This is a genomic window from Streptomyces umbrinus (assembly GCF_030817415.1).
GTDB lineage: Bacteria > Actinomycetota > Actinomycetes > Streptomycetales > Streptomycetaceae > Streptomyces > Streptomyces umbrinus_A.
Genome location: NZ_JAUSZI010000002.1, coordinates 10,328,207 through 10,349,680 on the forward strand (window position 1 = coordinate 10,328,207; position 21,474 = coordinate 10,349,680).

At 71.9% G+C, this 21,474-nt stretch carries 13 protein-coding genes and 2 pseudogenes; 4 read left to right on the forward strand and 11 right to left on the reverse strand.

The genetic code is table 11. From position 1 onward, the window contains the following. Positions 1–146 precede the first annotated feature (146 nt). A complete protein-coding gene (locus QF035_RS45805) occupies positions 147–1,640 on the forward strand; it encodes a glycoside hydrolase family 3 N-terminal domain-containing protein (RefSeq protein ID WP_373466824.1) in 1,494 nt (497 codons plus the stop codon). 51 nt (positions 1,641–1,691) lie between these two features. Here the strand turns inward: QF035_RS45805 and QF035_RS45810 are convergent. Continuing rightward, positions 1,692–3,012: pseudogene (locus tag QF035_RS45810) on the reverse strand (glycoside hydrolase 5 family protein). Between the two features lie 8 nt (positions 3,013–3,020). Between QF035_RS45810 and QF035_RS45815 the strand changes: the two are divergent. Together QF035_RS45815 and QF035_RS45820 are read left to right on the forward strand one after the other, a co-directional pair. Beyond that, positions 3,021–4,319, forward strand: coding sequence for a BadF/BadG/BcrA/BcrD ATPase family protein (locus tag QF035_RS45815; protein WP_307527878.1), 1,299 nt, complete (start codon positions 3,021–3,023; stop codon positions 4,317–4,319). A gap of 187 nt (positions 4,320–4,506) precedes the next feature. Next, positions 4,507–6,711 carry a glycoside hydrolase family 3 N-terminal domain-containing protein gene (locus QF035_RS45820; protein WP_307531870.1) on the forward strand — a complete coding sequence of 735 codons (2,205 nt, stop codon included), beginning with the start codon at positions 4,507–4,509 and terminating at the stop codon, positions 6,709–6,711. A 33-nt stretch (positions 6,712–6,744) separates the two neighbouring features. Here QF035_RS45820 and QF035_RS45825 read toward each other — a convergent pair whose 3' ends face one another. The 6 genes from QF035_RS45825 to QF035_RS45850 form a co-directional block, all read right to left on the reverse strand. Then, entirely contained in the window at positions 6,745–7,656 is a 912-nt protein-coding gene (locus QF035_RS45825) for a carbohydrate ABC transporter permease (protein WP_307527880.1), read from the reverse strand. Beyond that, complete coding sequence (locus QF035_RS45830; RefSeq protein WP_373467022.1) at positions 7,653–8,675, reverse strand: carbohydrate ABC transporter permease; 1,023 nt, start codon at positions 8,673–8,675, stop codon at positions 7,653–7,655. Before QF035_RS45830 ends, QF035_RS45825 begins: the two co-directional genes overlap by 4 nt. Continuing rightward, entirely contained in the window at positions 8,675–10,045 is a 1,371-nt protein-coding gene (locus QF035_RS45835; protein ID WP_307527882.1) for an extracellular solute-binding protein, read from the reverse strand. Before QF035_RS45835 ends, QF035_RS45830 begins: the two co-directional genes overlap by 1 nt. Positions 10,046–10,230: 185 nt before the next feature. Further along, positions 10,231–10,917, reverse strand: a complete 687-nt coding sequence (locus tag QF035_RS45840; protein WP_373466825.1) for a peptidyl-prolyl cis-trans isomerase — start codon at positions 10,915–10,917, stop codon at positions 10,231–10,233. After that, on the reverse strand, positions 10,914–15,194 hold the full coding sequence (locus QF035_RS45845; protein ID WP_307527884.1) for a glycoside hydrolase family 38 N-terminal domain-containing protein: 4,281 nt from the start codon (positions 15,192–15,194) through the stop codon (positions 10,914–10,916). The genes QF035_RS45840 and QF035_RS45845 overlap by 4 nt, the downstream gene beginning before the upstream one ends. A 120-nt stretch (positions 15,195–15,314) precedes the next feature. After that, the gene (locus tag QF035_RS45850) at positions 15,315–16,199 is read right to left on the reverse strand and encodes a MurR/RpiR family transcriptional regulator (RefSeq protein ID WP_307531877.1); all 885 of its coding nucleotides are present in this window, start codon (positions 16,197–16,199) and stop codon (positions 15,315–15,317) included. Positions 16,200–16,457: 258 nt separating this feature from the next. On the opposite strand from QF035_RS45850, the gene QF035_RS45855 reads away from it, so the two are divergent. Then, the gene (locus tag QF035_RS45855) at positions 16,458–17,231 is read left to right on the forward strand and encodes an SIS domain-containing protein (RefSeq protein ID WP_307527886.1); all 774 of its coding nucleotides are present in this window, start codon (positions 16,458–16,460) and stop codon (positions 17,229–17,231) included. Between the two features lie 91 nt (positions 17,232–17,322). On the opposite strand, the gene QF035_RS45860 is transcribed toward QF035_RS45855, so the two are convergent. The 4 genes and pseudogenes from QF035_RS45860 to QF035_RS45875 form a co-directional block, all read right to left on the reverse strand. Next, positions 17,323–18,324, reverse strand: coding sequence for an ABC transporter ATP-binding protein (locus QF035_RS45860; RefSeq protein WP_307527888.1), 1,002 nt, complete (start codon positions 18,322–18,324; stop codon positions 17,323–17,325). Beyond that, positions 18,317–19,480, reverse strand: a complete 1,164-nt coding sequence (locus tag QF035_RS45865; RefSeq protein WP_373467023.1) for an ABC transporter ATP-binding protein — start codon at positions 19,478–19,480, stop codon at positions 18,317–18,319. The genes QF035_RS45860 and QF035_RS45865 overlap by 8 nt, the downstream gene beginning before the upstream one ends. Before the next feature lie 144 nt (positions 19,481–19,624). Continuing rightward, positions 19,625–20,533, reverse strand: a pseudogene (locus QF035_RS45870) (ABC transporter permease); the annotation flags it as partial. A 14-nt stretch (positions 20,534–20,547) separates the two neighbouring features. Next, on the reverse strand, positions 20,548–21,474 hold the full coding sequence (locus tag QF035_RS45875) for an ABC transporter permease (protein ID WP_269654867.1): 927 nt from the start codon (positions 21,472–21,474) through the stop codon (positions 20,548–20,550).

A 21,474-nucleotide genomic window follows, 5' to 3' on the forward strand; every position in this document is an offset into this window, starting at 1 on the left:
CCGCGTCAGGAGATCGTTCCCGACCACCTCCCTGCGTGGTGCGGCGCACACGCTGCGTCAAGGGGGCTGGTTGATTGATTCACCTTCGGGTTATCTTTTGGTGGCTTGCATCATCCGATCCGTCATCCGACCGGAGGACAGTCGACGTGATCCATCCCCTGCCCGCCGCACTGGACGGTCCCGGGCTGCCCGTCGATCTGGACGAGGCCGCCCACCGCTGCCTCGTCGCCGGTTTCGACGGGACCGCGAGCGTCCCCACCACCCTGAAACGGCTCGTCGACCGGGGGCTCGGCGGAGTCATCCTGTTCACCCGCAACGTGCGCGACGCCGAGCAGGTGCGCCGGCTCACCGACGAGCTGCGGGCCATACGCCCCGACCTGATCGTCGGCATCGACAACGAGGGCGGCGGCATCGGCCACCTGGTGGGCGCGGGCGCACCCGACGTCCCCGGCAACTTCGCGCTCGGCGTCGTCGACGACACGGATCTGACCGCCCGCTGCGCCGACGCGCTCGCCGGACACCTCGCCACCCTCGGCATCACCGCCTCGTACGCGCCGGTCGCCGACCTCCAGCACCACCCGGACAACCCGATCGTGCGCACTCGCTCCTTCGGCGCCGACCCCGCGCTCGTCGGGCGCCACCTGCGCGCGTGGATCACTGCCACCGAAGCCCGCGGAGTCGCCTCCTGCGCCAAGCACTTCCCCGGCCATGGCGGCACCGTGACCGACAGTCACCACGACACCGCCGTCGACCCACGGCCGTACGACGAACTGCTCCCCGACCTCGAAGCGTTCCGTGCGGCCGTCGCCGCGGGCGTTCCGATGCTGATGAGTGCGCATGTCGTGTTCCCGGCGCTCGACCCGAACCGCCCGGCCACGCTGAGCCGCCGCATCCTGCGCGATCTGCTCCGCGACGAGATCGGCTTCGACGGGGTGCTGGTCAGCGACGCGCTGGAGATGAAGGCGATCGCCGACCTTTACGGAGAGGCCGCAGGGGCCCGGATCGCCCTCGCCGCGGGAGCCGACCAGGTCATCGTCGCCGTACCGGACCTGGAGACCACACTGGCCTGCCGTGACGCGGTACTCGGCGCGCTGCGCACCGGAGCGCTGCCCGACGAGCGCGTGTGGGAGGCCGCCGGGCGGGTCCGCCGGCTCGCCGAGCGGTACGCGACGCCGGCCGCCCCGGGCACGGTCGCCGCATGGGACTCCGGGGCCGGAGCGGAGGCCGCCCGCCGGGCCGTACGCAGCAGGCCCGCCCGGCACCCCGTGTCCGGCGCCCATGTCGTCGACCTGTTCCCGCCGCCGCATCCCGCGCTCAACTGGGGCGGCGAGGACCTGCTGACCGAGCTGCGTGCCGTCGACCCCACGGCCTCGGGAACCGCGGTCACCGGGGAGCCGGCCGACCCGGCGGCCCTCGTCGCCGGGATCCTGCGGTGGGCCGAGGGCTCCCCGCTGATCGTCGCCACGAACGACGCCGGGCTCCACCCCTGGCAGGCTCGCCTCCGCGGCTCCCTGCTGACCCGGCGACCGGACGCCGTACGGGTCTCCACCGGGCTCCCCGAGGACGGGGACGACCTGTGCTCGTACGGACGGGGCCGGGCCAACCTGCGGGCGCTGGCGGAGGCGCTGGCGGGCGAGTAGCCGCTCACCGGCACGCTCCGTCACGTTGACCGGCTTCGGTGTCCGGCGCGGTCACGGATTCCGTACGAGGTCCGTGATGCCGCGGGCCGAAAGGTAGTCGGCGTCGTCCGTGTGCGAGGCCAGGACCACCGTCGGGCGGACGCCCTGGCTCCGCAGCCACATCCACGCCTCGAAGTACGCGCCGCCCGGACCCGAGACGGACCGGGTGGCGGGTGTGCAGTCCAGGACCAGGGCCAGGTCGCGCGGCTGAGCGGGGCGGGGCTTGGCGCGCACCTCTGCGACGGTGTCGGCGAGCGCGGCGGCGATCGGCTTGGGGCGGCCGGAGGAGTCGAAGAGGCCGAGGGTGTACTCCAGCTCCGGGTAGTCGGCCAGGGAGCGGTCCACGTCGTGGGAGCACCACCAGGTCACGCCCCACAGCCCCGCGCACTCGGAGGCGTTGAGCACGGTGGCGCGGGCGAACTCCGGTGCGTCGGCCGCCGGGATGTGCGGCTCGGGTGCCCCGGTCTCCTGCGCCCAGACCGGCCGTGTCACGTCCTCGGCGTAGGCCTTGGCGAGCTCCACGCCGTACTCGGCGAGGTGCAGGACCTGCGGCGAGAGGGGGCCGTAACGGCGTGCGCAGTCGCCCGAGAAGACCCATGGGTGGACGGTGGTCAGGTCGCCCTTGCGGGCCGAGGCCTCCGGCGTGAACGGGTGGTCGTCGCCGTACCAGGCCGCGTCGTAAGCGGAGTGCGTGACGAGGCGGCCGGGCGGGGCCGTGGACAGACCGTCCCGGGCGGCGGCGAGGAGGGTGTCGAGGTAGTGGTCCACTTCCGCGACCGTCACCGGGTTGTGCTCGACCAGGTTGTTGAGCTCGTTGCCGAGCTGGAGGCCGATGAGATTGGGCCGGTCGGCGAGTGCGCGGCCGAGGACGCGGAGCAGCTCCGCCTGGGCCTCGATGGCCTCGGGGTCGGTGAACACGTTGCGGTGATGCCAGCTGCGGGTCCACTCCGGATAGAAGTCGAAGCTGGACAGATGGCCCTGCACTCCGTCCACGAGGACGTCGAGACCGGCCTCGGCCGCCAGGTCGACGAGCTGGACCAACTGGTCGACGGCCGCGCCGCGGATCAGCGTGCGGTTGGGCTGCAGGAGCGGCCAGAGGTGGAAGACGCGGATGTGGTCCAGGCCGAGCCCGGCTATCTGGGCGAGGTCCTCGCGGGCGTGGGCCGGATCGAAGTCGTGCCAGGAGTGGAACCAGCCGCGGCGGGGCGTGTAGTTCACACCGAAGCGGGGCGCGGGCGCGCTGGATACGGGGGGAGTGCTGATGGGGTCCTCCTCGGAAACCTGTGCCGACGCGCGGCCGGGGCTTGTTCTCGGCGAATGTATCAACCACCATGGTCGCCAATGAACAATGATTTGAACCAGGATCCAGGTCGGGCGCGGGATCGGGTGCGGAATCGGGATCTCGTGGTGGGCCTGGACGCCGGCGGTACCCGTACCCGCGCCGTTCTGGCGTCCGTGGTGGACGGCCGCGTGCTCGGTCAGGGCGTGGCAGGACCCGGCAACGCCCTGACCGTCCCCGTGCCGCTGCTCACCGAACACCTGGCCGAGGCCGTCGCCCGGGCGGTGCCGGAGCCGGACCGCGCCAGGGTCGTCGCCGTGGCCGGCGGCTTCGCGGGCGCTGCGGAGACCGCCCCGGACGAGCCCGGCCGCCTCAACGCCCTGGCCGCGCTCACCGCCGCGCTGCGACGCCTGGGCATCGCGGCGGATTCGGTCGGCGTCAGCAGCGACATCGAGGCGGCCTTCGCCTCCGCACCCGGCGCCCCGGCCGACGGGCTGGCCCTGGTGGCGGGCACCGGCGTGGTCGCGATGCGGATCAGGGGCCGCCGTTGCGCGGTGACCGTCGGCGGTGACGGCTGGCTGCTCGGGGACGACGGCGGCGGCTTCTGGATCGGCCGCAGCGCGGTACGGGCGGCATTGCGGATGGCGGACGGCCGCGGCGGCCCCACGACGCTGGCCGACGCGGTCGGCCGGGCACTGGGGTTGCCGGCCGAGGCGCTGCCGTACGCCGAGGACCGGCCGTACGGAGGCCCGGCCGGCCTGGGCGGTGCGGGCGGCCGGGATGGTGTGGGAAGTCCGAGTGGTGCGGGCGGCGGAGATGGCCTGGGAAGCCCGAGTGGTGCGGGTGGCCGCGATGGCGTGGCGAGCCCGAATGGTGCGAGCGGTCCGAACCACCCGGTGGGCCCGGGCGGTGCTGATGCCTCCGGCAGCACCTCCGTCGCATCCGGCTCCGCCCATGAGCGCCTCCCTGCGGAGCCGAAGTGGTCGCCCGCGCAGCGCGCGGCCTACCGCATGCACCTGCTGCCCGCCGTCATGGCCGAGCCCCCGATCCACCTCGCCCGTCTCGCCCCGCTGGTCGCCGAGGCGGCCCGGCACAAGGACGCGGTCGCGCAGGCGATCCTCGACGAGGCGGCGGACCATCTGCTGGAGCCGGTCCGCGCGCTGGAACCGCGCCAGGGCGAACGGATCGTCGCCACCGGCGGACTGCTCGGCCCCGAAGGACCCTTGACCGTTCCTCTGAGCGAGCGCCTCAAGGCACTCGGCCTGACGCTGGACTGGGTGGCGGACGGCTGCGGGGGTGCCGTGGCCCTCGCCCGGCTCGGGCACGGCCGCTCGTCGACACCCTCCACCCCGGCCACCTGACCGGTACGCCCCTCGACACTCCCCGCGACAACAGCACGGAAGGACCGGTCGCATGCCGACTCCGGAACACGCGGCCGCCCGGCCCGAGCCGACACCCGAGGTCTCCCGGGGCCACGACACCCACGGCCCCCTCTACCTGGACCCGGACGCCGCCGTCGACGACCGGGTCGCCGACCTGCTCGCCCGGATGACCCTGCGGGAGAAGGCCGGCCAGCTCAACCAGCGGATGTACGGCTGGGACGCCTACCGCCGCACACCGGACGGCTTCGAACTCACCGAGGCGCTGTACGCCGAGACCGAGCGCTTCGCAGGCCTCGGCGCCCTGTACGGACTCCTGCGCGCCGACGCCTGGTCGGGCGTCGACCACTCCACCGGCGCGGGCGCGGCCGACGGAGCCACGCTCGCCGACCTGGTGCAGCGCCACGTCATGGAAAGCAGCCGCCTCGGCATCCCGGCGCTCCTCGTCGAGGAGGTTCCGCACGGCCTGATGGCCCTGGACGGCACGGTTTTGCCGGTCAACCTCGCCGTCGGAGCCACCTGGGACCCCGAGCTGTACGAGCAGGCCGCCGCCCATGCCGCGGCCGAACTGCGGGCCCGTGGCGGCCATGTCGCCCTCGTCTCCGCCCTCGACCTCGCGCGCGACCCCCGCTGGGGCCGTACAGAGGAGTGCTTCGGCGAGGACCCGTATCTGGCCGCCCGGCTCACCGAGGCGCTGGTGCGGGGTATGCAGGGTCAATCCGGTTGCGCGGACGGGCAGTTCGCCGAGGACAAGGCCGCCGTGGTGCTCAAGCACTTCGCCGGACAGGGCGCCACCGTCGGGGGCCGCAACTCCGCGGAGTCCGAGCTCGGGCCCCGAGAGCTCCACGAGATCCATCTCCCCGCCGCACGGGCCGGAGTCCGGGCGGGAGCCGCTGCCGTCATGGCCGCGTACAACGAGGTCGACGGGCTTCCCTGCGCGGGCAACAGGGCTTTGCTCACCGGGCTGTTGCGCGAGCGCTGGGCCTTCGACGGGCTGGTCATGGCCGACGGGCTGGCCGTCGACCGGCTGGCCCGGATCACCGGCGACACGGTCTCGGCGGGCGCCCTCGCGCTCGACGCGGGTGTCGATCTGAGCCTCTGGGACGACGGGTTCACGCACCTGGAAGAAGCCGTCGAGCGTGGACTCGTCCAGGAGGACGTGCTCGACGCCGCCGTCGCCCGGGTGCTGCGCCTCAAGTTCCGCCTCGGTCTGTTCGAACGGCCTTGTGCCGAAGACCGGTTGACCGATCCGTCACCTGACCGCGGCCGGGAACTGAGCACCGCCATCGCCCGAGGCGCGGTCACACTCCTGCACGACGACGGGGGCGTCCTGCCCGTCCGCCCGGCGGTGTCCCGCATCGCGGTCCTCGGTCCGCACGCCGCCACCACAGCCCACCAACTCGGCGACTACACGGCCCCGCAGCGCCCCGGCACCGGCGCCAGTCTCCTCGACGGGCTGCGGCGACTCGCCCCGCCCGGAGTGGACGTCCGCCACGCCCGCGGCTGCGCCCTCACCGGCAACGACCTCTCGGGGATCCCCGAGGCCATCGCCCAGGCCGGCGTCTCCGACCTGGCCGTGCTCGCGCTGGGCGGCAGCAGCGCCCGTACCCCCGAGACCGACTTCGCCGCCAACGGCGCGGCCCTCGGCGCCGTCTCCGAGATGACCTGCGGAGAGGGCGCCGACCTCGCGGGGCTGCGGCTCGGCAGGGCCCAACACGCCCTGCTGGACGCCGTCGTGGCGACCGGCACCCCCACGGTCGTGGTCCTGGTGCAGGGCCGCCCGCATGCCGTCCCGGAGGCGGCGGAACGCGCGGCCGCGCTGCTCACCGCCTGGTACCCGGGCCCGTGGGGCGGCGACGCGCTCGCCGAGGTGCTCCTCGGGCACGCCGAGCCGCGCGGGCGCCTGCCCGTCTCGGTCCCGCGCTCGGCCGCCCAACTCCCCGTGTACTACAACCACAAGGACACCGAGTACGGGGCCTACGTCGACGAGAGCGTCGAGCCGCTCTACTCCTTCGGGCACGGGCTGTCGTACACGAGCTTCGCCTATGGCCCGCCGCTCCTGTCCGGGCGCACTGTCACGGTCGACGTCACCAACACGGGGGAACGGGCCGGGCGTACTGTCGTCCAGCTCTACATCCGGCGACTGGTCACGCCCGTGTGGCCGCGCACGCTCGAACTGCGCGCCTTCAGGAACGTCGAACTCACTCTGGGCGAGACCCGCACAGTCGCCATCCCCCTCGGCGCCGACCAACTCGCGCAGGTCGGCGCCGACTTGGAGACGGGCGTGCTGCCCGGCACCATGGAGATCCGCGTCGCGGAATCGGCGCGGGCCGCGCTGGACGCCGTACCGGCCGTGCTGCGGATCGACGGTTGACGGCGCCGGTCCACAGCGACGGCCGGCAGGTCGTCAGAGCTTCACGGCCCCCGACGAAACCCCCTTGTAGAACCACCGCTGCGTGATCACGAACAGCACCAGCACCGGGATGACGGAGATGACCGAACCGGCCATCACCACCCGCTGGTCGTAGCCGAACGACGAGCTCTGCAGCCGCGAGAGACCCAGCGTCAGCGTCATGTGTTCCTCCGAGCGCAGCACGATCAGCGGCCAGAGGAAGTCGTCCCAGGCGCTGATGAAGGTGTTGATGGTGACCACCAGGATCGCGCCCCACGCGGACGGCAGATACAGGTACCGGAAGCGCTGCCACTCGCCGGCGCCGTCGAGCATCGCAGAGTCCTCGATCTCGCGCGGCACCGCCATGAAAGCGGCGCGCATCAGCAGCACGTTGATCGCACCGACGAACCCCGGCAGCCACACGCCCACCAGATTGTCGACCAGGCCCAGGTCGCGGATGCTCAGGAACAGCGACACCATGATCGACTCGAAGGGGAACATCATCGAGGCGATCAGTACGACCCAAACCGCCTTGCGGCCCTTCCAGTTGGGCTTGGAGAGCATGTAGCCGGCCGTGGTGGAGAACAGCAGCTGGCTGCCGACCGACAGGAGGACCACGAACATGCTGTTCCTGATGTACGTGGCCACCGGCACCTGGTCGAAGACCGCCCGGTAGGCCCGCAGGGTCGGCTCGTGCGGAAACAGCGAGGCGTTCGCGCCGAAGACGTCCTCGCTGGTGCTCTTCAGCGAGGCCAGCAGCTGCCAGACCAACGGCCCGACGGTGATGCCGAGCACGAAGAGCAACAGCAGGTAGCGGACGACGAGTTCGCGGGGGCGGCCGTAGTCCCGCCAGCGCGGGAGCAGTCTCCTGCGGCGCGGTGCGGTCTCTGCGGCGGTTGCGGTCGAGGCTGCGGTCGCGGTCGTCATGACTCGTCCTCCCTCGTCAGCCGCTGCGCCAGCAGGGTCAGCCCCAGCGTCAGCAGGAACAGCGCCACACTGACCGCCGAGCCGTAGCCGGCGTTGCCGGTGATCGGGTCGAGGCCGACGTCCTTGATGTAGAAGGGCAGGGTCCGGTCCGCGCCACCGGGGCCACCGGTGGGACCGCCGAGCATGTACAGCTCGGTGAACACCCGCAGTGAGCCGATGCCGGTGAGGGTGCCGACCAGCATCATGGCCTGCCGCACGCCCGGCACGGTGATGTGCCAGAAGCGGCGGGCCGCACCGGCGCCGTCCATGGACGCCGCCTCGTGCAGTTCCTTGGGCACGTTCCCCAGCGCGGCCAGGTAGAAGATCATGTACCAGCCGAGGCCCTTCCACAGGGTCAGGCCCATCGCGGAGAACAGGATCAGCCACGAGTCGGACAGGAAGGGGATGGCGTCCCTGATCAGATGGGCCTTCTCCAGCCAGGTGTTGATCAGCCCGTCGTCGGCCAGCAGCCACTGCCAGCTCAGACCCACGACCACGCTGGAGGCGAGCACCGGGGTGTAGAAGGCGGAGCGGAAGAAGCCGATGCCGGGCAGGTTCTTCTCCACCAGGATGGCCAGCAGCAGCGGCAGCAGCACCATCAGCGGTACGACGATCAGCGCGTACAGGATGCTGTTGCGGGTCGCCAGCCAGAAGTCCGAGTCGTCCAGCATCCGGGTGTAGTTGTCCAGCCCCACGAAGCTCGCGGCGCCGCCGAGCGGCTTGGCGTCGGTGAACGACAGCAGGAGCGTGTTGAGGAACGGGAACACGCCGAAGACCACCGCGCAGACGATCGCGGGGGCGGTCCACAGCCAGGGCAGCCACCAACGGCGGTACAGCGCCGCGCCGTTGGCGCCGGGAGCGGGGCCGGGCAGCACCGCCCGGCTCAGTCGGCGTATGCGGGACGGGGCCGCGCCCGGCACGGAGACTGTGTGCTCCGCACCGGGCGCCGACACCGGCTTCGCGGTCTGCGTCGCCACGATCAGCCTGCCTGCTTCAACAGCTCGTCGGCCTTCTCCTGGGCGTCCTTCACGGCCTGCTCGGGGCTCTTCTTGCCCTGCATGGCCAGCTGGACCTGGGACACGATGGCCTTCTGCACGGCCGGGGAGACGTTGGTCTGGTAGGCGGTGGTGGTCTTGAGCTGCTCGGCGACGAGCTTGCGGGCCTGGGAGAAGGGGTCGCTGCCGGTCGCGTTCTGGAAGAACGGGTCGTCGAGCGAGGTCGTGGTCGTCGGGAAGATCACGACCTTCGGATCCTTGCACCAGGCCGTCTGGTTCTCGGCGTTGGTGAGGAACTTGGCGAACGCGAGCGCGGTGGGGGCGTGCTTGCTGGTCGCGGCGACCGAGATGTACTGAGGGGCGGCCGTGGTGTGGCCGAGCGCGTCGAAGGGCTGCTGGCCGACGCCGGTCTTGGCGTACACCGACGGGCTGTTCTGCTTCACGAAGCGCACGAAGCTCGGGTTCGTCGAACCGTAGGCGACCTGGCCCTGGCTGTACGGCGTGGAGGGGTCGTTGCTGGAGGACAGCGAGTCCTTCGGCATGGCGCCTTCCTTGTACAGCTTCGCCATCCAGGCCACCCACTGGGCGGTCCTCGGGTCGTCGGCGAAGGCGGTCGACTTGCCGTCGGCGGAGAGGGTCTTGATGTTCATCTGGTCCCAGTCGGCCGGGATCCGCCAGATCGGGTTGGCCATCGTCGCGAAGTACTTGCCCTTGGCCGACTTGGCGATCTTCTCGTAGTCGGCGAACAGACCGAACATCGTCTTCGGCGGCTTCGCCGGGTCGATCCCGGCCTTCTTCAGCATGTCGGTGTTGTACGTGAGGAGGACGCCTCCGGTGTACCAGGGCAGCACGGTGTGCGCCGCCTTCCCCGAGGCGTCCTTGTAGGTGCTGGACTTCCAGAACGCCGGGACGAAGGGCTTGGCGGCGTCCGGGTCCTTGACGCCCACGTTCAGCAGGTAACCGGCCTTGGTGAGGGCGGTCGCGGTGGGGGCGTCGATGTTGATCACGTCCGGCATCGTGCAGCCCTGGGCGTCGGCGACGGTGCGCTGGGTGAACGTGTTGTCGCCGGGGTCGTCGATCCACTTGACCGAGGTGCCGGGGTTGGCCTTCTCGAAGTCCTTGATCACCCCGTTGAAGAAGCCCCCGAAGTCCTTCTTCAGGTTGGTCGTCTGGAAAGTGATCTTCCCCTTGACGTCACCGGTGAGCTTGCCCGACCCGACGTTTCCCTCGTTGACCTTGCAACCGCCCGCGGTGGCGCCACCGTCGTCGGAGCCGCCGGAGAGGCCGCAGCCTGCGGCCGTCAACGTCACCACGACGAGCCAGGCCAGGGATCCTGTCAGTCTTCTTGCGCGCATTGCTGCCCTCCTGAGACCCAGTCTGCTGCTGGTTCAATTCACCAACTTCGACTCCGATTGATGAAAAGGTGGACCAGAATTCATCGGAGGTCAATGGGTGCTGTGTTGCTTTTAGGTTCCGGACGCGGTCGGTGCGCGGTCAGTACGCCGTCGGCGCGCGCGGCCGTACGCGGTCGGCGTGCGGGTCAGTGCCGGTGCTCGTGGTCCGGGTGCGACGGATCGCCGGGGTGCTCGTGCCCGGCGGCGTACACCACCCCGGCCCGCGCCCGGTCGAGCCAGGCGAAGAAGGCACGCCGGCCGGCGGACCGGCGCAACTCGTGGGCGACACGCTCGCGTACACCCTCGTACGGAAGGTGGTCCGAGGTGTCCGTCCCCCCGAAGGGGTCCACTCCGCGTCGCAGGGCGTCCGGGGTGAGGAAGCGGTCCGGGTTGCGGTCGTAATAGTCCCGTACCGCCGACTCCGGTACGTCCTGCTCGCTCTCCAGCGCGGCGAGCAGGACACGGGCGGCCGGGGAGTGGGCGAGCACCGCGGCGACGATGCTGCCGAGATCCGCGACGTCCTCCTCGGCCACGGCGAGCACCTGGGCCGGCCGGACTTCTTCGGGAGGCCTCAGCCCGCGCTCGGCGCAGGCCCGGCGGGCCAGTTCGTCCACGACGACCACCTGGGTCGCCCAGCGCCGCCGCTGCCGTTCGGCACGCGCCGACGCGTCGGGGCGAGCTACGGGATCGCGCGGCGGTACGACCCTCAGCAGCGCGTCCACGTGCGCCGCGGCGAGGGAGTCACCGTGCACGAGCGCGGCAACTCCCTCGGGCAGGTGGACGTGTGCGGGGCTGCCGGGTGGATGTGAACGCGCATGTACGTGGTCGCTCACGGCAGCACCTCCAGCGGTACGGCCTCCGTGTAGGCGACGTTGCCGTGCCAGGCGATCTTCGCCATCAGCCAGTACGAACCCGGTGGCACCGCACGGCCGTCCACCTCGATCACGCACTCCAGCCGCTCCCCGGCGGGCACGGTGAAGCCCTGGCAGCCCGGACCCACCCCCGGCCAGGTGCCCCACGACGACACCGCCCACAGGGTGCCGTCGACCGGACCGCGGGTGGTGTTGCGGACGGTCACCGGAACCCGGCCGAGCTCGCCCGCGCGCACCCTGATGCGCTCAACCCCCAGGCGGGACACGAGAGTCGGGCCCGCACGGCCGTCCGGCTCGCCCTCCGGGACGGTGCCCGGCACGTCGAGGGCCACGACATCCTCGTACGTCTGACCGCCGTACGACAGCAGCGCGGCGAGCCAGTGGCGGCCGGGTGCGGCGTCCGGGGCCGGGGTGACGGTGACCTCGGAGAGGGTGAAGCCGCCGGGGCCCAGCGCGTACGGCAGTTCGGCGGGTTCGGCGGACCAGCCGGGCGGTACGCGCAGGGCGACCGTGCCCGAGACCGGGGCGTCGGTGAGCTCCGAGCCGACACGGACCGTCGCGGTCACGGGGCGGCCGGAGACGGTGAGCGCGGTCGGCGAGACGTACACCGCGACGGGCATGTTGCCGCGCGGGGCGGGGCCGGAGTTGTGCAGCCAGTACCGGGTGTGGACGGGTTGCGCGGGCTCGTGCGCGGCGACGCCGGGGCCGTGCGGAGTCTTTCCGGCCTCGGGAGTCGCCAGGACCGTCGCGACCTCGAACCCGGTCAGGCCGACGTCGAGAACACCTTCCTGGCCCGGGACCAGCGGTGTCCCGGGGTTCTCCAGGACGTCGGCCCGGGCTCCGGCCGTCCATGCCAGCGGGCCGCTCACCTGGGCCAGGACCGGACGGCCGGACACCTCGTGCATCCGTACGACGACTCCGCGGCCCGGGTCCGCCGGGGCCACGCTGCCGCGGGCCAGTGGCGAGCCGACGGGCTTGAGCGCGTCGAGCAGGACCTCGCCCTCGGGCTCCAGTCCCAGCAGCTTCGCCCTCCTCGGCAGGACGGGGTCCTGCGGTGATGCGTCGCCGTCGCGCAGCCGTGCCGTGAGCGGGTGGTTGTACGCGTGGCCGGTGCGCGGCAGTCCCAGCTTCCGCCAGTCGCCCTCGCCGCCCACCACGGCGTACTCGAAGGTGTGCGACCACCGCTGGAGCTGGAAGGCCGAGCCGTCGGGGGCGGTTCGGCGGGGCGGGTCGATCCAGATGCCCGAGGGCCAGCCCGTGCAGGAGCGCATCAGCGACATGTAGAGGTCCCCGGACGACGTGACCACGCAGCCGGGTGTGCCGCGGTTGAGGACGGCGAAGCTGCGGCCGTCCCAGGCGTCGCCGGGTGGCAGGGCCTCGCCGCCGCCCGCCGCCGTGGCCCCCAGGACCGCGTCGTCCAGGTCGGCCACCAGCGCGTCGACCGCCTTGGCGTCGTCCTGCGGGCGGGCGCCCGCCACGACGAGCAGCGGCAGCCGTTCGAGGTCGCGGAGGTCGGCTCCGGGGACCCACTCCTCGCGCAGGCTCGCGCGCGGCGCGACCCAGACGGCCGCGATGCCGTGCGCGGCCAGCTGGCGGCGCAGCTCGCGTCCGGCGGCCGGGTCCCAGCCGAGCGCTTCGGCGACGACCGTGTTGCGTTCGGGGCCGCCGACGGCGATGCGGATGTCGGGCAGGTTGGAGTCGATCTCCAGGTCGCCGTAGCGCGGTCCGTCGGCGATCGTCGAGGTCGCGGTGACGCCCGCGCGGACCAGGGCCGCCGCGAGCGGGGTGCCGAGTTCACCGGCCTCGTCCCAGGAGGCGTAGACGAGTTCGGCCACGCCGATCGAACGGTGGCCCAGGAGCGCGCCCGTGTCGTCGCGGATCTCGGCACGGGCCGTGGAGCCGAGGCCGAACCAGGTGTTGGCCGGGTTGTCCAGCGTCCAGGGGAACCGCTCGCTGTCGACCTCCACGAAGCCGAACCCGCGCCCGATCACCGCGTCGGCCACCTCGTGCACCGGCAGCCCGCCCCGTACGTCGGAGGGCCAGCGGACCCGGATCAGCCGGTCGGCGCCGTCGTACCCGTCGACCGTGGTGGACACGTCGAGGCGCGCGACCCCCTTCCACAGGCACAGCCGCTGTGTGTAGCGGAAGAGGCCGAGGTCGGCGGTGACGGTGATGCGGGAGCCGGCGGGGGAGTGCTCGACCCGGACGCCCGCGGTCACGTCGCGGCTGCGGGCGGCCGTGGTGCCGGTCGGGGTGAGATGCCAGGGGCCCTCGCCGAAGCGGGGGTGCCGCGGGTACTCCTCCTGTACGACCAGCTCGTTGCCGATGTCGCCGACGCGCAGCAGGTCCCGCCCGCCCTCCGTGAGCGCGCGCAGCCGGCTCACCCCGCCGCCGCGTCCCGGGTCCACGGTCAGCTCGTAGAACTCGTTGCTGATCGTGGTGCCTACGCCCGGCACCCACTCGGAGACGGTGCCCCGCGCGAGCGGGAGCGCCTTGAGCCCCATGCCGGGGACCTCCGGCACGATCACGCGCAGCTCGCCGTTCTCCCGCACGGCGGGCAGCGGGAGACCCGTGTCGTCGAGCGGTACGAGTCCGGGGTCGTCGACGGTCAGTACGTCCTGCCGCTGCCAGGTCGCGGAGTTGAAGACCACCAGGTCGGGGCCGCCGCCCGGCAGCGGGGCCACGTGCCGGGCAAGGGCGTCGGTCGCGTCGGCGTGCACGGTCTCGGCGAGGTCCGCCAGCTCCCGCCATCCGGTGAGCAGGTCGATGTAGACCTGGTCGGACTCCGAGCCGGTGATGGCGTCGTGATGGGCGCCGTAGATCAGCTGCCGCCACGCCTTGTCGAGGGCCGCGTCCGGATAGGGGTGCCCGGTGACGAGCGAGGCGAGCGTCGCCCAGGCCTCGGCGTCGGCGAGCAGCGTCTCCCCGTACCGCTGGGCCTGCTTGGTGTCGATGTAGGAGACGTCCTTGCCGGTGTAGACGGGGTTCATGTCCCGGGTCTGCGGTGACGCCGTGCGCCCCTCGGCGTCCAGCTCGGCCCGCACGGCGGCGAAGAAGTCGCGCGGCACGGCGCTGACGAAGCGGGGCCAGACGTACCGGGCGTTCCAGTCCCGGTGGATGTCCATGACCCAGCGGCACGGCGGCGCGTAGTCCCCGCCGACCGGGAGCAGCACGTTGCGGGTGAGCGCGACCTGCTTGAGCCCCTTGAAGAGCTTGAGCGCGGCCGCCTGGGCCTCGGGCAGTGTCGGTGCGTTGTCGATGGCCCAGCCCGCGCCGTAGTGGTTGACCATGTACGCGGTCAGCAGCCCGCGCCCCGAGGGGGCGATCCAGGAGAACTCGGCGGGGAACTGCATCCGGTTCGGATCCCGGGGTTCCTCGCCGAACACGGACAGCGTGGGACCCCACTGGTGGAAGGGGCCGCGCGCCCACGAGCTGGAGGACAGTCCCGCGTCGGCCATCAGCCCCGGGAACTGCGGGTCGTGGCCGAAGGCGTCCAGCTGCCAGGCCGTCTCCGGCGACGCGCCCATGACGGCTCGCTGGAAGCCGTCCCCGTAGACGGCGTTGCGGATGGTGGCCTCGGCGCCGGTGAGGTTGGTGTTGGGCTCGTTGTAGGTGCCGCCCATGATCTCGACCCGGCCGGTCCGCAGCAGTTCCCGCAGGAAGGCGCGCTCCTCCGGGAAGGCGTCCCAGTACGGCTTGAGGTAGTCGACCTCCGCGAGCACGAAGGTGTACGCCGGGTCGCGGCGCGCCAGATCGCAGTGGGCCCGTACGAGACTCATACCGGACTGGCCGCGGGAGTCGAAGGTGCGCGCGGGCAGCCCCGTCGACGCCGGGTCGTCGGCGACGTCCCAGGTCTCGGTGTACGCGCCCTGGGTGTTCCACCAGACGGGGTCGTAGTGGAAGTGGCTGACCATGAACATCGTCCAGCCCGGCTCCGCCGCCGTGAACTCGGCGGGGTGCACGGCCACTTGGGCCTCGTCGGTGGCGATCACGTCGGTCGCGGTCACCGAGATGCCGCGGCACTCGCCCGGGGCGATGCCGGTGCGCACGGGTATCTCGGCGCGTGCGGTGCCGTCGTCGGCGACCGTGACGAGGGCCTCCCCGGCGATACCGGAGCCCTCGACGGTGAGACGGACGGTCCGGCCGGGGGTGTGGCTCAGCTCGACGGCCACGATCTGGCGCGGCTGCTCGGTGGTTCCGGCGAAGAGCTCGGTCGACTCGACAGAGGTGACGCGCATGGGGCTCCTACGAGGATGCTCGGCGGAGCACCATCGTGGCACCGAGAGGATGGTTCAAACAACCATCTTCATGTTTTCTCGGTGGTTCATCCATACATCGCCGGTCATCGTCGGCCAGGGTCAGCGAGTCCGGCGGCTCTTCACCGTGTGCTGCGGGGTGATGTGGTCGGTCAGCGCCAGTGAGGCGCTCGCGCGCTGGTAGGAGAGCTGGGCGACCCGGACGTACAGACAGTCGATGAGGACGAGCACGGAGTGCCGTCCGCCGATGCTCCCGGTGCGGAAGCTGGTCTCCGAGGTGGCGGAGATCAGCCGGATGTCGGCGGCCCGGGCCAGCGGCGAGCGCGGGTCGGAGGTGAGCGCCACGGTGGTGGCGCCGCGCTCCTTGGCGAGCTCGAAGGGTTCGATGGTCTCGCGGGTCGCCCCGGAGTGCGAGATGCCGATGGCGACGTCCGCCGGGGTGAGCAGCGCGGCGGAGGTGGCCGCCCCGTGCACCTCGCTCCAGCCCCGCACCGAGCAGCCGATGCGGAACAGCCGGGTCTCGGTCTCCTGGGCGACCGCGCCGCTGCCGCCGACGCCGTAGACGTCGATGCGGCGGGCACGGGCGACAGCCTGGGCCGCCCGCTCCAGCGCGTCCAGGTCCATGCGGTCGATCGTCTGCTGGACCGCGCGCAGGTCGGCGCTGCCGACGACGGCGACGACGCGTTCGAGATCGTCGTCCGGGGAGATCTCGGGGCCGATCTCCGCGCTGCCCCAGTCGGACACCTCGCCGCGTCCGCGCTCCTGGGCCAGCTCGATCAGCAGGTGCTGGTACGAGTCGAGGCCGATGGCACGGCAGAACCGGGTCACCGTGGCCTGTGACGTGCCCGTGCGGCGCCCCAGCTCGGCGGCGGAGGAGTGGGTGACCGCCGCGGGATCCGCCAGGATCAGCTCGCCCACCTTCCGGAGCGAGCCGGCCAGCCGGGGCAGCTCGGTGCGGATCAGTGAGGTGACGTCCGTCGGGGGCATTCCGTTGCCGGCGCCGGTCCGTTCCATGGGGTACCCGATCTCCTCGGTGGTGCCTGCTGTGCAGCTGAGAATGTATCAGCCACCCACCATCTCGCAGATTGAATCTCAGGACCAAAGGTGCCTCTGGCCCGGGCCGGGTCCGGGGTGCGGTGACGGCGCCGGTGGAGGGGGCGTTGCCCGCCGCTCGTGACCTATGGTTTATTCATTCAAGTAAGCTCGTAAGGGATGGTGGTTTCATCCACCGGTGGGGAGTGCCGCGTGTCCGTCGACTCTGTGAACGCCAGCGGGTTTGCGCGTGAAGGCCTGGACGCCCTGAACCGCATCGCCGCGTCCGCCGAGTCCGCCGAGGGTGAAGTGCGGCGCGCCGCCGAGCTGATCGCTCACTGTGTGCGGACCGACGGCGTCGTCCAGGCGTTCGGCACCGGCCACTCCCAGGCCCTCGTCCTGGAACTCGCCGGACGCGCCGGGGGGCTCGTGCCCACGAACCGGCTGAGCATCGCCGACCTCGTGCTGTACGGCGGCGACGACCCGAGCGTCCTCGACGACCCGCTCCTGGAGCGCGAGCCCGGTGTCGCCGAGCGGATCTACGACCTCGCCGAGCCCCGGCCCGAGGACCTGTTCGTGATCATCTCCAACTCGGGCGTCAACAGTGTGATCGTGGAGATGGCTCTGCGGGCCAAGGAACGCGGTCACCGCGTCCTGGCCATCACCTCCCTGAGCCACACCCGGGCGGTCCCCGCCTCCCACCCCAGCGGCCGGAAACTCGCCGACATCGCCGACGTCGTCCTGGACAACGCCGCGCCACGGGGGGACGCTCTGCTCGAACTCCCCGGCGGTGGCTCCGTCTGTGCCCTGTCGACTCTGACCGGCGTGATGCTCGTCCAGATGGCCGTCGCCGAAGCGGCCTCGCTGCTGCTTGCCGCGGGGGTGCGACCGCCGGTTTACGTGTCGGCCAATGTGCCCGGGGGGTTCGAGGGGAACCTTGACCTTGAGACGCGGTATGCGGGGCGGATTCGGCGTACGGCGAGCTAGACGCTCCGCTTGGTGGGGCTGTGAACCTGCGGGTTCGTTGTGGCTGGGCGCGCCCCGCGGCGGAGCCGCAAATCGATACAGCCCCGCGCCCCTAGAGGGGCGCCAGCGCCTCCTCCAGTGGGAAGTGGCAGGCCGCCCTGTGGTGGGCAGTCTCGGGTGTCGGCGTGGGGGAGGTCTCGGCGCAGATGTCCTCCGCTCGCCAGCAGCGGGTTCTGAACCTGCAGCCGGACGGCGGGTCGGCCGGTGACGGGATTTCGCCGGTCAGCAGGATGCGCTCCCTCTTCGGCCCGCCCCCGGTCGCCAGGGACGGGGCCGCCGACAGAAGTGCCGCCGTATAGGGGTGCCGCGGCTGCTCGAACAGCTCCTCCGCCGGTCCCGTCTCCACGATCCTGCCGAGGTACATCACGGCGACCCGGTCGGCGACATGCCGGACCACGGACAGGTCGTGCGAGATGAACACATACGCCAGTCCCAGCTCGTCCCGCAGATCACCCAGCAGGTTGAGCACCTGCGCCTGCACCGACAGGTCGAGCGCGGAGACGGGTTCGTCGCACACGATGACATCGGGCTCCAGCGCCAGGGCGCGGGCGATCCCGATCCGCTGCCGCTGGCCCCCGGAGAACTCCTGCGGGTGGCGACGTGCGTCGGACGCGCGCAGCCCGACCATCTCCAGCAGCTCACCCACGCGCGCCGCGCGCTTCGAGGCGGGCACGAGGTCGCGGTGGGTGAGCCACGGCTCGCTGATCAGATCCGCCGCGCACAGCCGGGGGTTGAGCGAGCCGAACGGGTCCTGGAAGACCATCTGCACCTTGCGGCGCCAGGCGAGCAGCTTCGCCCCCGACAACGAGAACGGGTCCACTCCGTCGAACCGTACGGTGCCCGCGTCGGGCCGCTCCAGCATCAGCAGCACCCTGGCCAGCGTGGTCTTGCCGCAACCGGACTCGCCGACCAGGCCGAGCGTCTCCCCGCGCTCCAGACGCAGGTCCACCCCTTCGAGCGCGCGCAGCCTGGTGCTGCCCTTCGCGGTACGCGGAACCGCGAAGCTCTTCGTCAGGCCGGTGGCCTCCAGCAGTGTCGTCCCGGGCTCAGGCATCGGCCAGTTCCTTCCCGAAGTGGCAGGCGGCGGCGCGGTCGGTTCCGGTCGCGGCCAGTACCGGCAGGTGCGTGGCGCACAGGTCGCGGGCCATGGGACACCGCAGACGGAAGGCGCAGCCGGAGGGTACGGAGCGGGGATCGGGCGGGCTGCCGGGGATGGAGTTCAGCCGGGTGCCCTTGTGCTGCTCGGCCGGCACAGACTCCAACAGGCCCCGCGTGTACGGATGGTTGGGCTTGCCGAACACCTCGGCAACCGGGCCGGTCTCCACGACCGTACCCGCGTACATGACGGCGACCCGGTCCGCGTGCTCGGCGACCAGGCCGAGGTCGTGGGTGATGAGCACCAGGGCCATCCTCTGCTCGCTCCGCAGTTCGCGCAGGAGGTCCATGATCTGGGCCTGCACGGTGACGTCGAGCGCTGTGGTGGGTTCGTCGGCGAGCAGGACCTTCGGCCGGAGTGCGACCGCCATCGCGATCAGCAGCCGCTGGCGCATGCCTCCGGAGAACTGGTGCGGGTAGGCGCCCGCACGCGAGCGCGCCTCCGGGATGCCGACGCGTTCCATCAGCTCGACCGCTTTCGCCCGCGCCGCGCGCCGGGACAACCGCTCGTGGATGCGGAACGGCTCCGCGAGCTGCGCCCCCACCGTCTGGACGGGGTTGAGCGCGCTGAGAGCGTCCTGGAAGACGATGGCGAGGCCCGGTCCGGCGAGCCGACGCCTGGCCCGTGAGCCGAGCGCGAGCAGGTCCTCGCCCTCCAACAGGGCCTGCCCGCCCACGACTTCGGCGGCCGGATCGAGCAGCCCGGCGACCGCGTGCGCCGTCATGCTCTTGCCGCACCCGGACTCGCCCAGCAGAGCCAGCGTCTCGCCCGAACGCACGGCGAAACTCACGCCGCGTACGACGGGGAGGGGCCCTGTGGCGGTACGGATGTCGACCGACAGGCCGTCGACGGTCAGGGTGTCAACGGTCAGGGTATCGGCCCGGGTTGAGGCACGGTCGCCGGGAGCGGGAGCGGCTCCCGGCTTTGCCGGGGCGGGCTCGGCTTCTGCCTCGGGTACGGCTGGGGGATGAGGTGCGGCTTCGGGTACGGCCGGGGCGTGCTCGATCTCCGACCCCGATGGGGTCGGGCCGTGCTCGGGCTCCGCCCCCGCCATGACCGCGGCCGTCTCGGCGGTCGAACTCTGACGGGCCCCCTTCGCCCCGGTCGCCGGCCGGCTGAGCCGTCCGCGGCCCCCGCGGCGCAGGCCGTGCCGCCACCGCTGGCCCGGGTCGGTCGCGAGGCGGGCCCAGGCGGCGAGGACGGTCGCCGACACGGTGGTGACGACGATGGCGAGCCCGGGGAAGACCGCGATCCACCACGAGCTCTGGAGCTCCTGGCGCCCCTGGGCCACCATCAGGCCCCAGCTCACGTCCGGCGGTTGGATGCCGATGCCGAGGAAGCTCAGCGAGGACTCGGTCAGCATCACGAAGCAGAAGTCGAGCGCGGCGACGGTGAGCAGGGTGGGCAGCACGGTGGGAGCGACATGGCGTCGGATGCTCGCCCAACTGCTGGTGCCGAAGGTGCGGGCCGCGTCCATGAACAGGCGACTGCGCAGTTCCGCGGACTCGGCCCGCGCGGTGCGCAGGTACACGGGGATCCGGGCGACGGCGAGTACCAGCACGATCCCGGAGGCGCTTGGCGAGAACACGTACAGCACGACCACGGCCAGCAGAAGAGACGGGAAGCTGAGGATCACGTCGGCGATCCGCAGGGACACGTTCTCGCGCCAACCGCCGTGGTAGCCCGCCCACATGCCCCAGACCGAGCCGACGACGAGCGAACACAGCACGGCGGGCACGGCCACGGACAGGGTGGTCCCGGCCGCGGCCATCAGCCGAGCGGCGACCGGTCGGCCCAGGGAGTCGCTGCCGAGGAAGAATGCCCAGCCGTGGTCGAGACTGAAGGGCTCCCGTCCGGGATCGCGGAGGTTCTGACGTGTCGCCAGGTCCCCGATGAGCAGCGGACCCAGCACGGCACACAGTGCGACGCCGATGAGGATCAGGACCGCCGCGCAGGCGAACCGGTCCTGGAGGAGCAGGGCGAGCCACTTCCGCCGAGCCGTCACCACCTGGTCGGCCGCAGGAGTTGTGCCGCTGCCGTTGCCCGCGTCCTCCGGGACGTCGCCGCTCCCGGCGATGTCGCTCTGGCCGTTGTTCTTCTGGAGCATGTCACTTCCTTGACTCACGCCGCCGCCCGCTGCCGGACACGCGGGTCGAGGATCGCGTGGCAGATGTCCACGAGGATGTTGAGCGCGAAGATCACCAGGGCGGTCAGCAGCACGGCGGCCTGCAACACCGCGAAGTCGCGCTGAAGAACCGAGTCGATCATGAGCTTGCCGATGCCGGGCCAGCCGAAGATGGTCTCGACGACGACGGCACCGTTGACCAGTCCGACGGCGAGGTCGCCCGCGACGGTGAGGGCGGGCGCGGCCGCGTTGCGCAGGGCGTGCCCGAAGACCACCCGCACTTCGTTGGCACCCTTGCTGCGCGCGACTTTGACGTACGGGGCGGAGAGCGCGGAGACCATGGCGCCGCGCACCACCTGGACCAGCACACCGAAGGGGCGGATGAGCAGTGTGGCCACGGGCAGGACCCAGGCCGCGGCGCCGCTCGTGCCGGAGGTGGGCAGCCAGCCCAGCGTCACCGCGAAGACCAGCACGCCCATGATGGCGAACCAGAAGTCGGGCACGCTCGCGGCCGTCGAGGACAGGAAGCTCGCGATCCGGTCGGTGGCCGAGTTGGGCCGGTAGGCCGCCAGGCTGCCGATCACCACGGCACCCACGATGGCGAGCAGCATCGTCCATCCGGCCAGCTGGAGGGTGGCGGGGAAGGCCCGCAGGACCGACTCGCTCGCCGACTGGGCGGTGCGCAGCGACTCGCCGAAGTCGAGGTGGGCGACCTGGACCAGGTAGTCGCCGAACTGGTTGACCAGTGGCTGGTCGAAGCCGTTGCGGGCGGAGAACTCGGCCCTCATCTCCGGGGTCGCACTGAGGGGGAGATACAGATTGGCGGGGTCTCCGGTGAGCCGGGCCAGGAAGAACACTCCCAGGACCACGACCAGCAGGGGAATGACACTGGAGACCGCGCGGCGACGCAGCATCGTGAACAT

Excerpts from the sequence above, each read along its gene's own strand:
- QF035_RS45875 (WP_269654867.1), bottom strand. The coding sequence starts at position 21,474 with ATGTTCACGATGCTGCGTCGCCGCGCGGTCTCCAGTGTCATTCCCCTG.
- QF035_RS45825 (WP_307527880.1), bottom strand. The coding sequence starts at position 7,656 with ATGACGACCGCGACCGCAGCCTCGACCGCAACCGCCGCAGAGACCGCA.
- QF035_RS45815 (WP_307527878.1), top strand. The coding sequence starts at position 3,021 with ATGAACAATGATTTGAACCAGGATCCAGGTCGGGCGCGGGATCGGGTG.
- QF035_RS45845 (WP_307527884.1), bottom strand. The coding sequence starts at position 15,194 with ATGCGCGTCACCTCTGTCGAGTCGACCGAGCTCTTCGCCGGAACCACC.
- QF035_RS45860 (WP_307527888.1), bottom strand. The coding sequence starts at position 18,324 with ATGCCTGAGCCCGGGACGACACTGCTGGAGGCCACCGGCCTGACGAAG.
- QF035_RS45820 (WP_307531870.1), top strand. The coding sequence starts at position 4,507 with ATGACCCTGCGGGAGAAGGCCGGCCAGCTCAACCAGCGGATGTACGGC.
- QF035_RS45835 (WP_307527882.1), bottom strand. The coding sequence starts at position 10,045 with ATGCGCGCAAGAAGACTGACAGGATCCCTGGCCTGGCTCGTCGTGGTG.
- QF035_RS45850 (WP_307531877.1), bottom strand. The coding sequence starts at position 16,199 with ATGCCCCCGACGGACGTCACCTCACTGATCCGCACCGAGCTGCCCCGG.
- QF035_RS45865 (WP_373467023.1), bottom strand. The coding sequence starts at position 19,480 with ATGGCGGGGGCGGAGCCCGAGCACGGCCCGACCCCATCGGGGTCGGAG.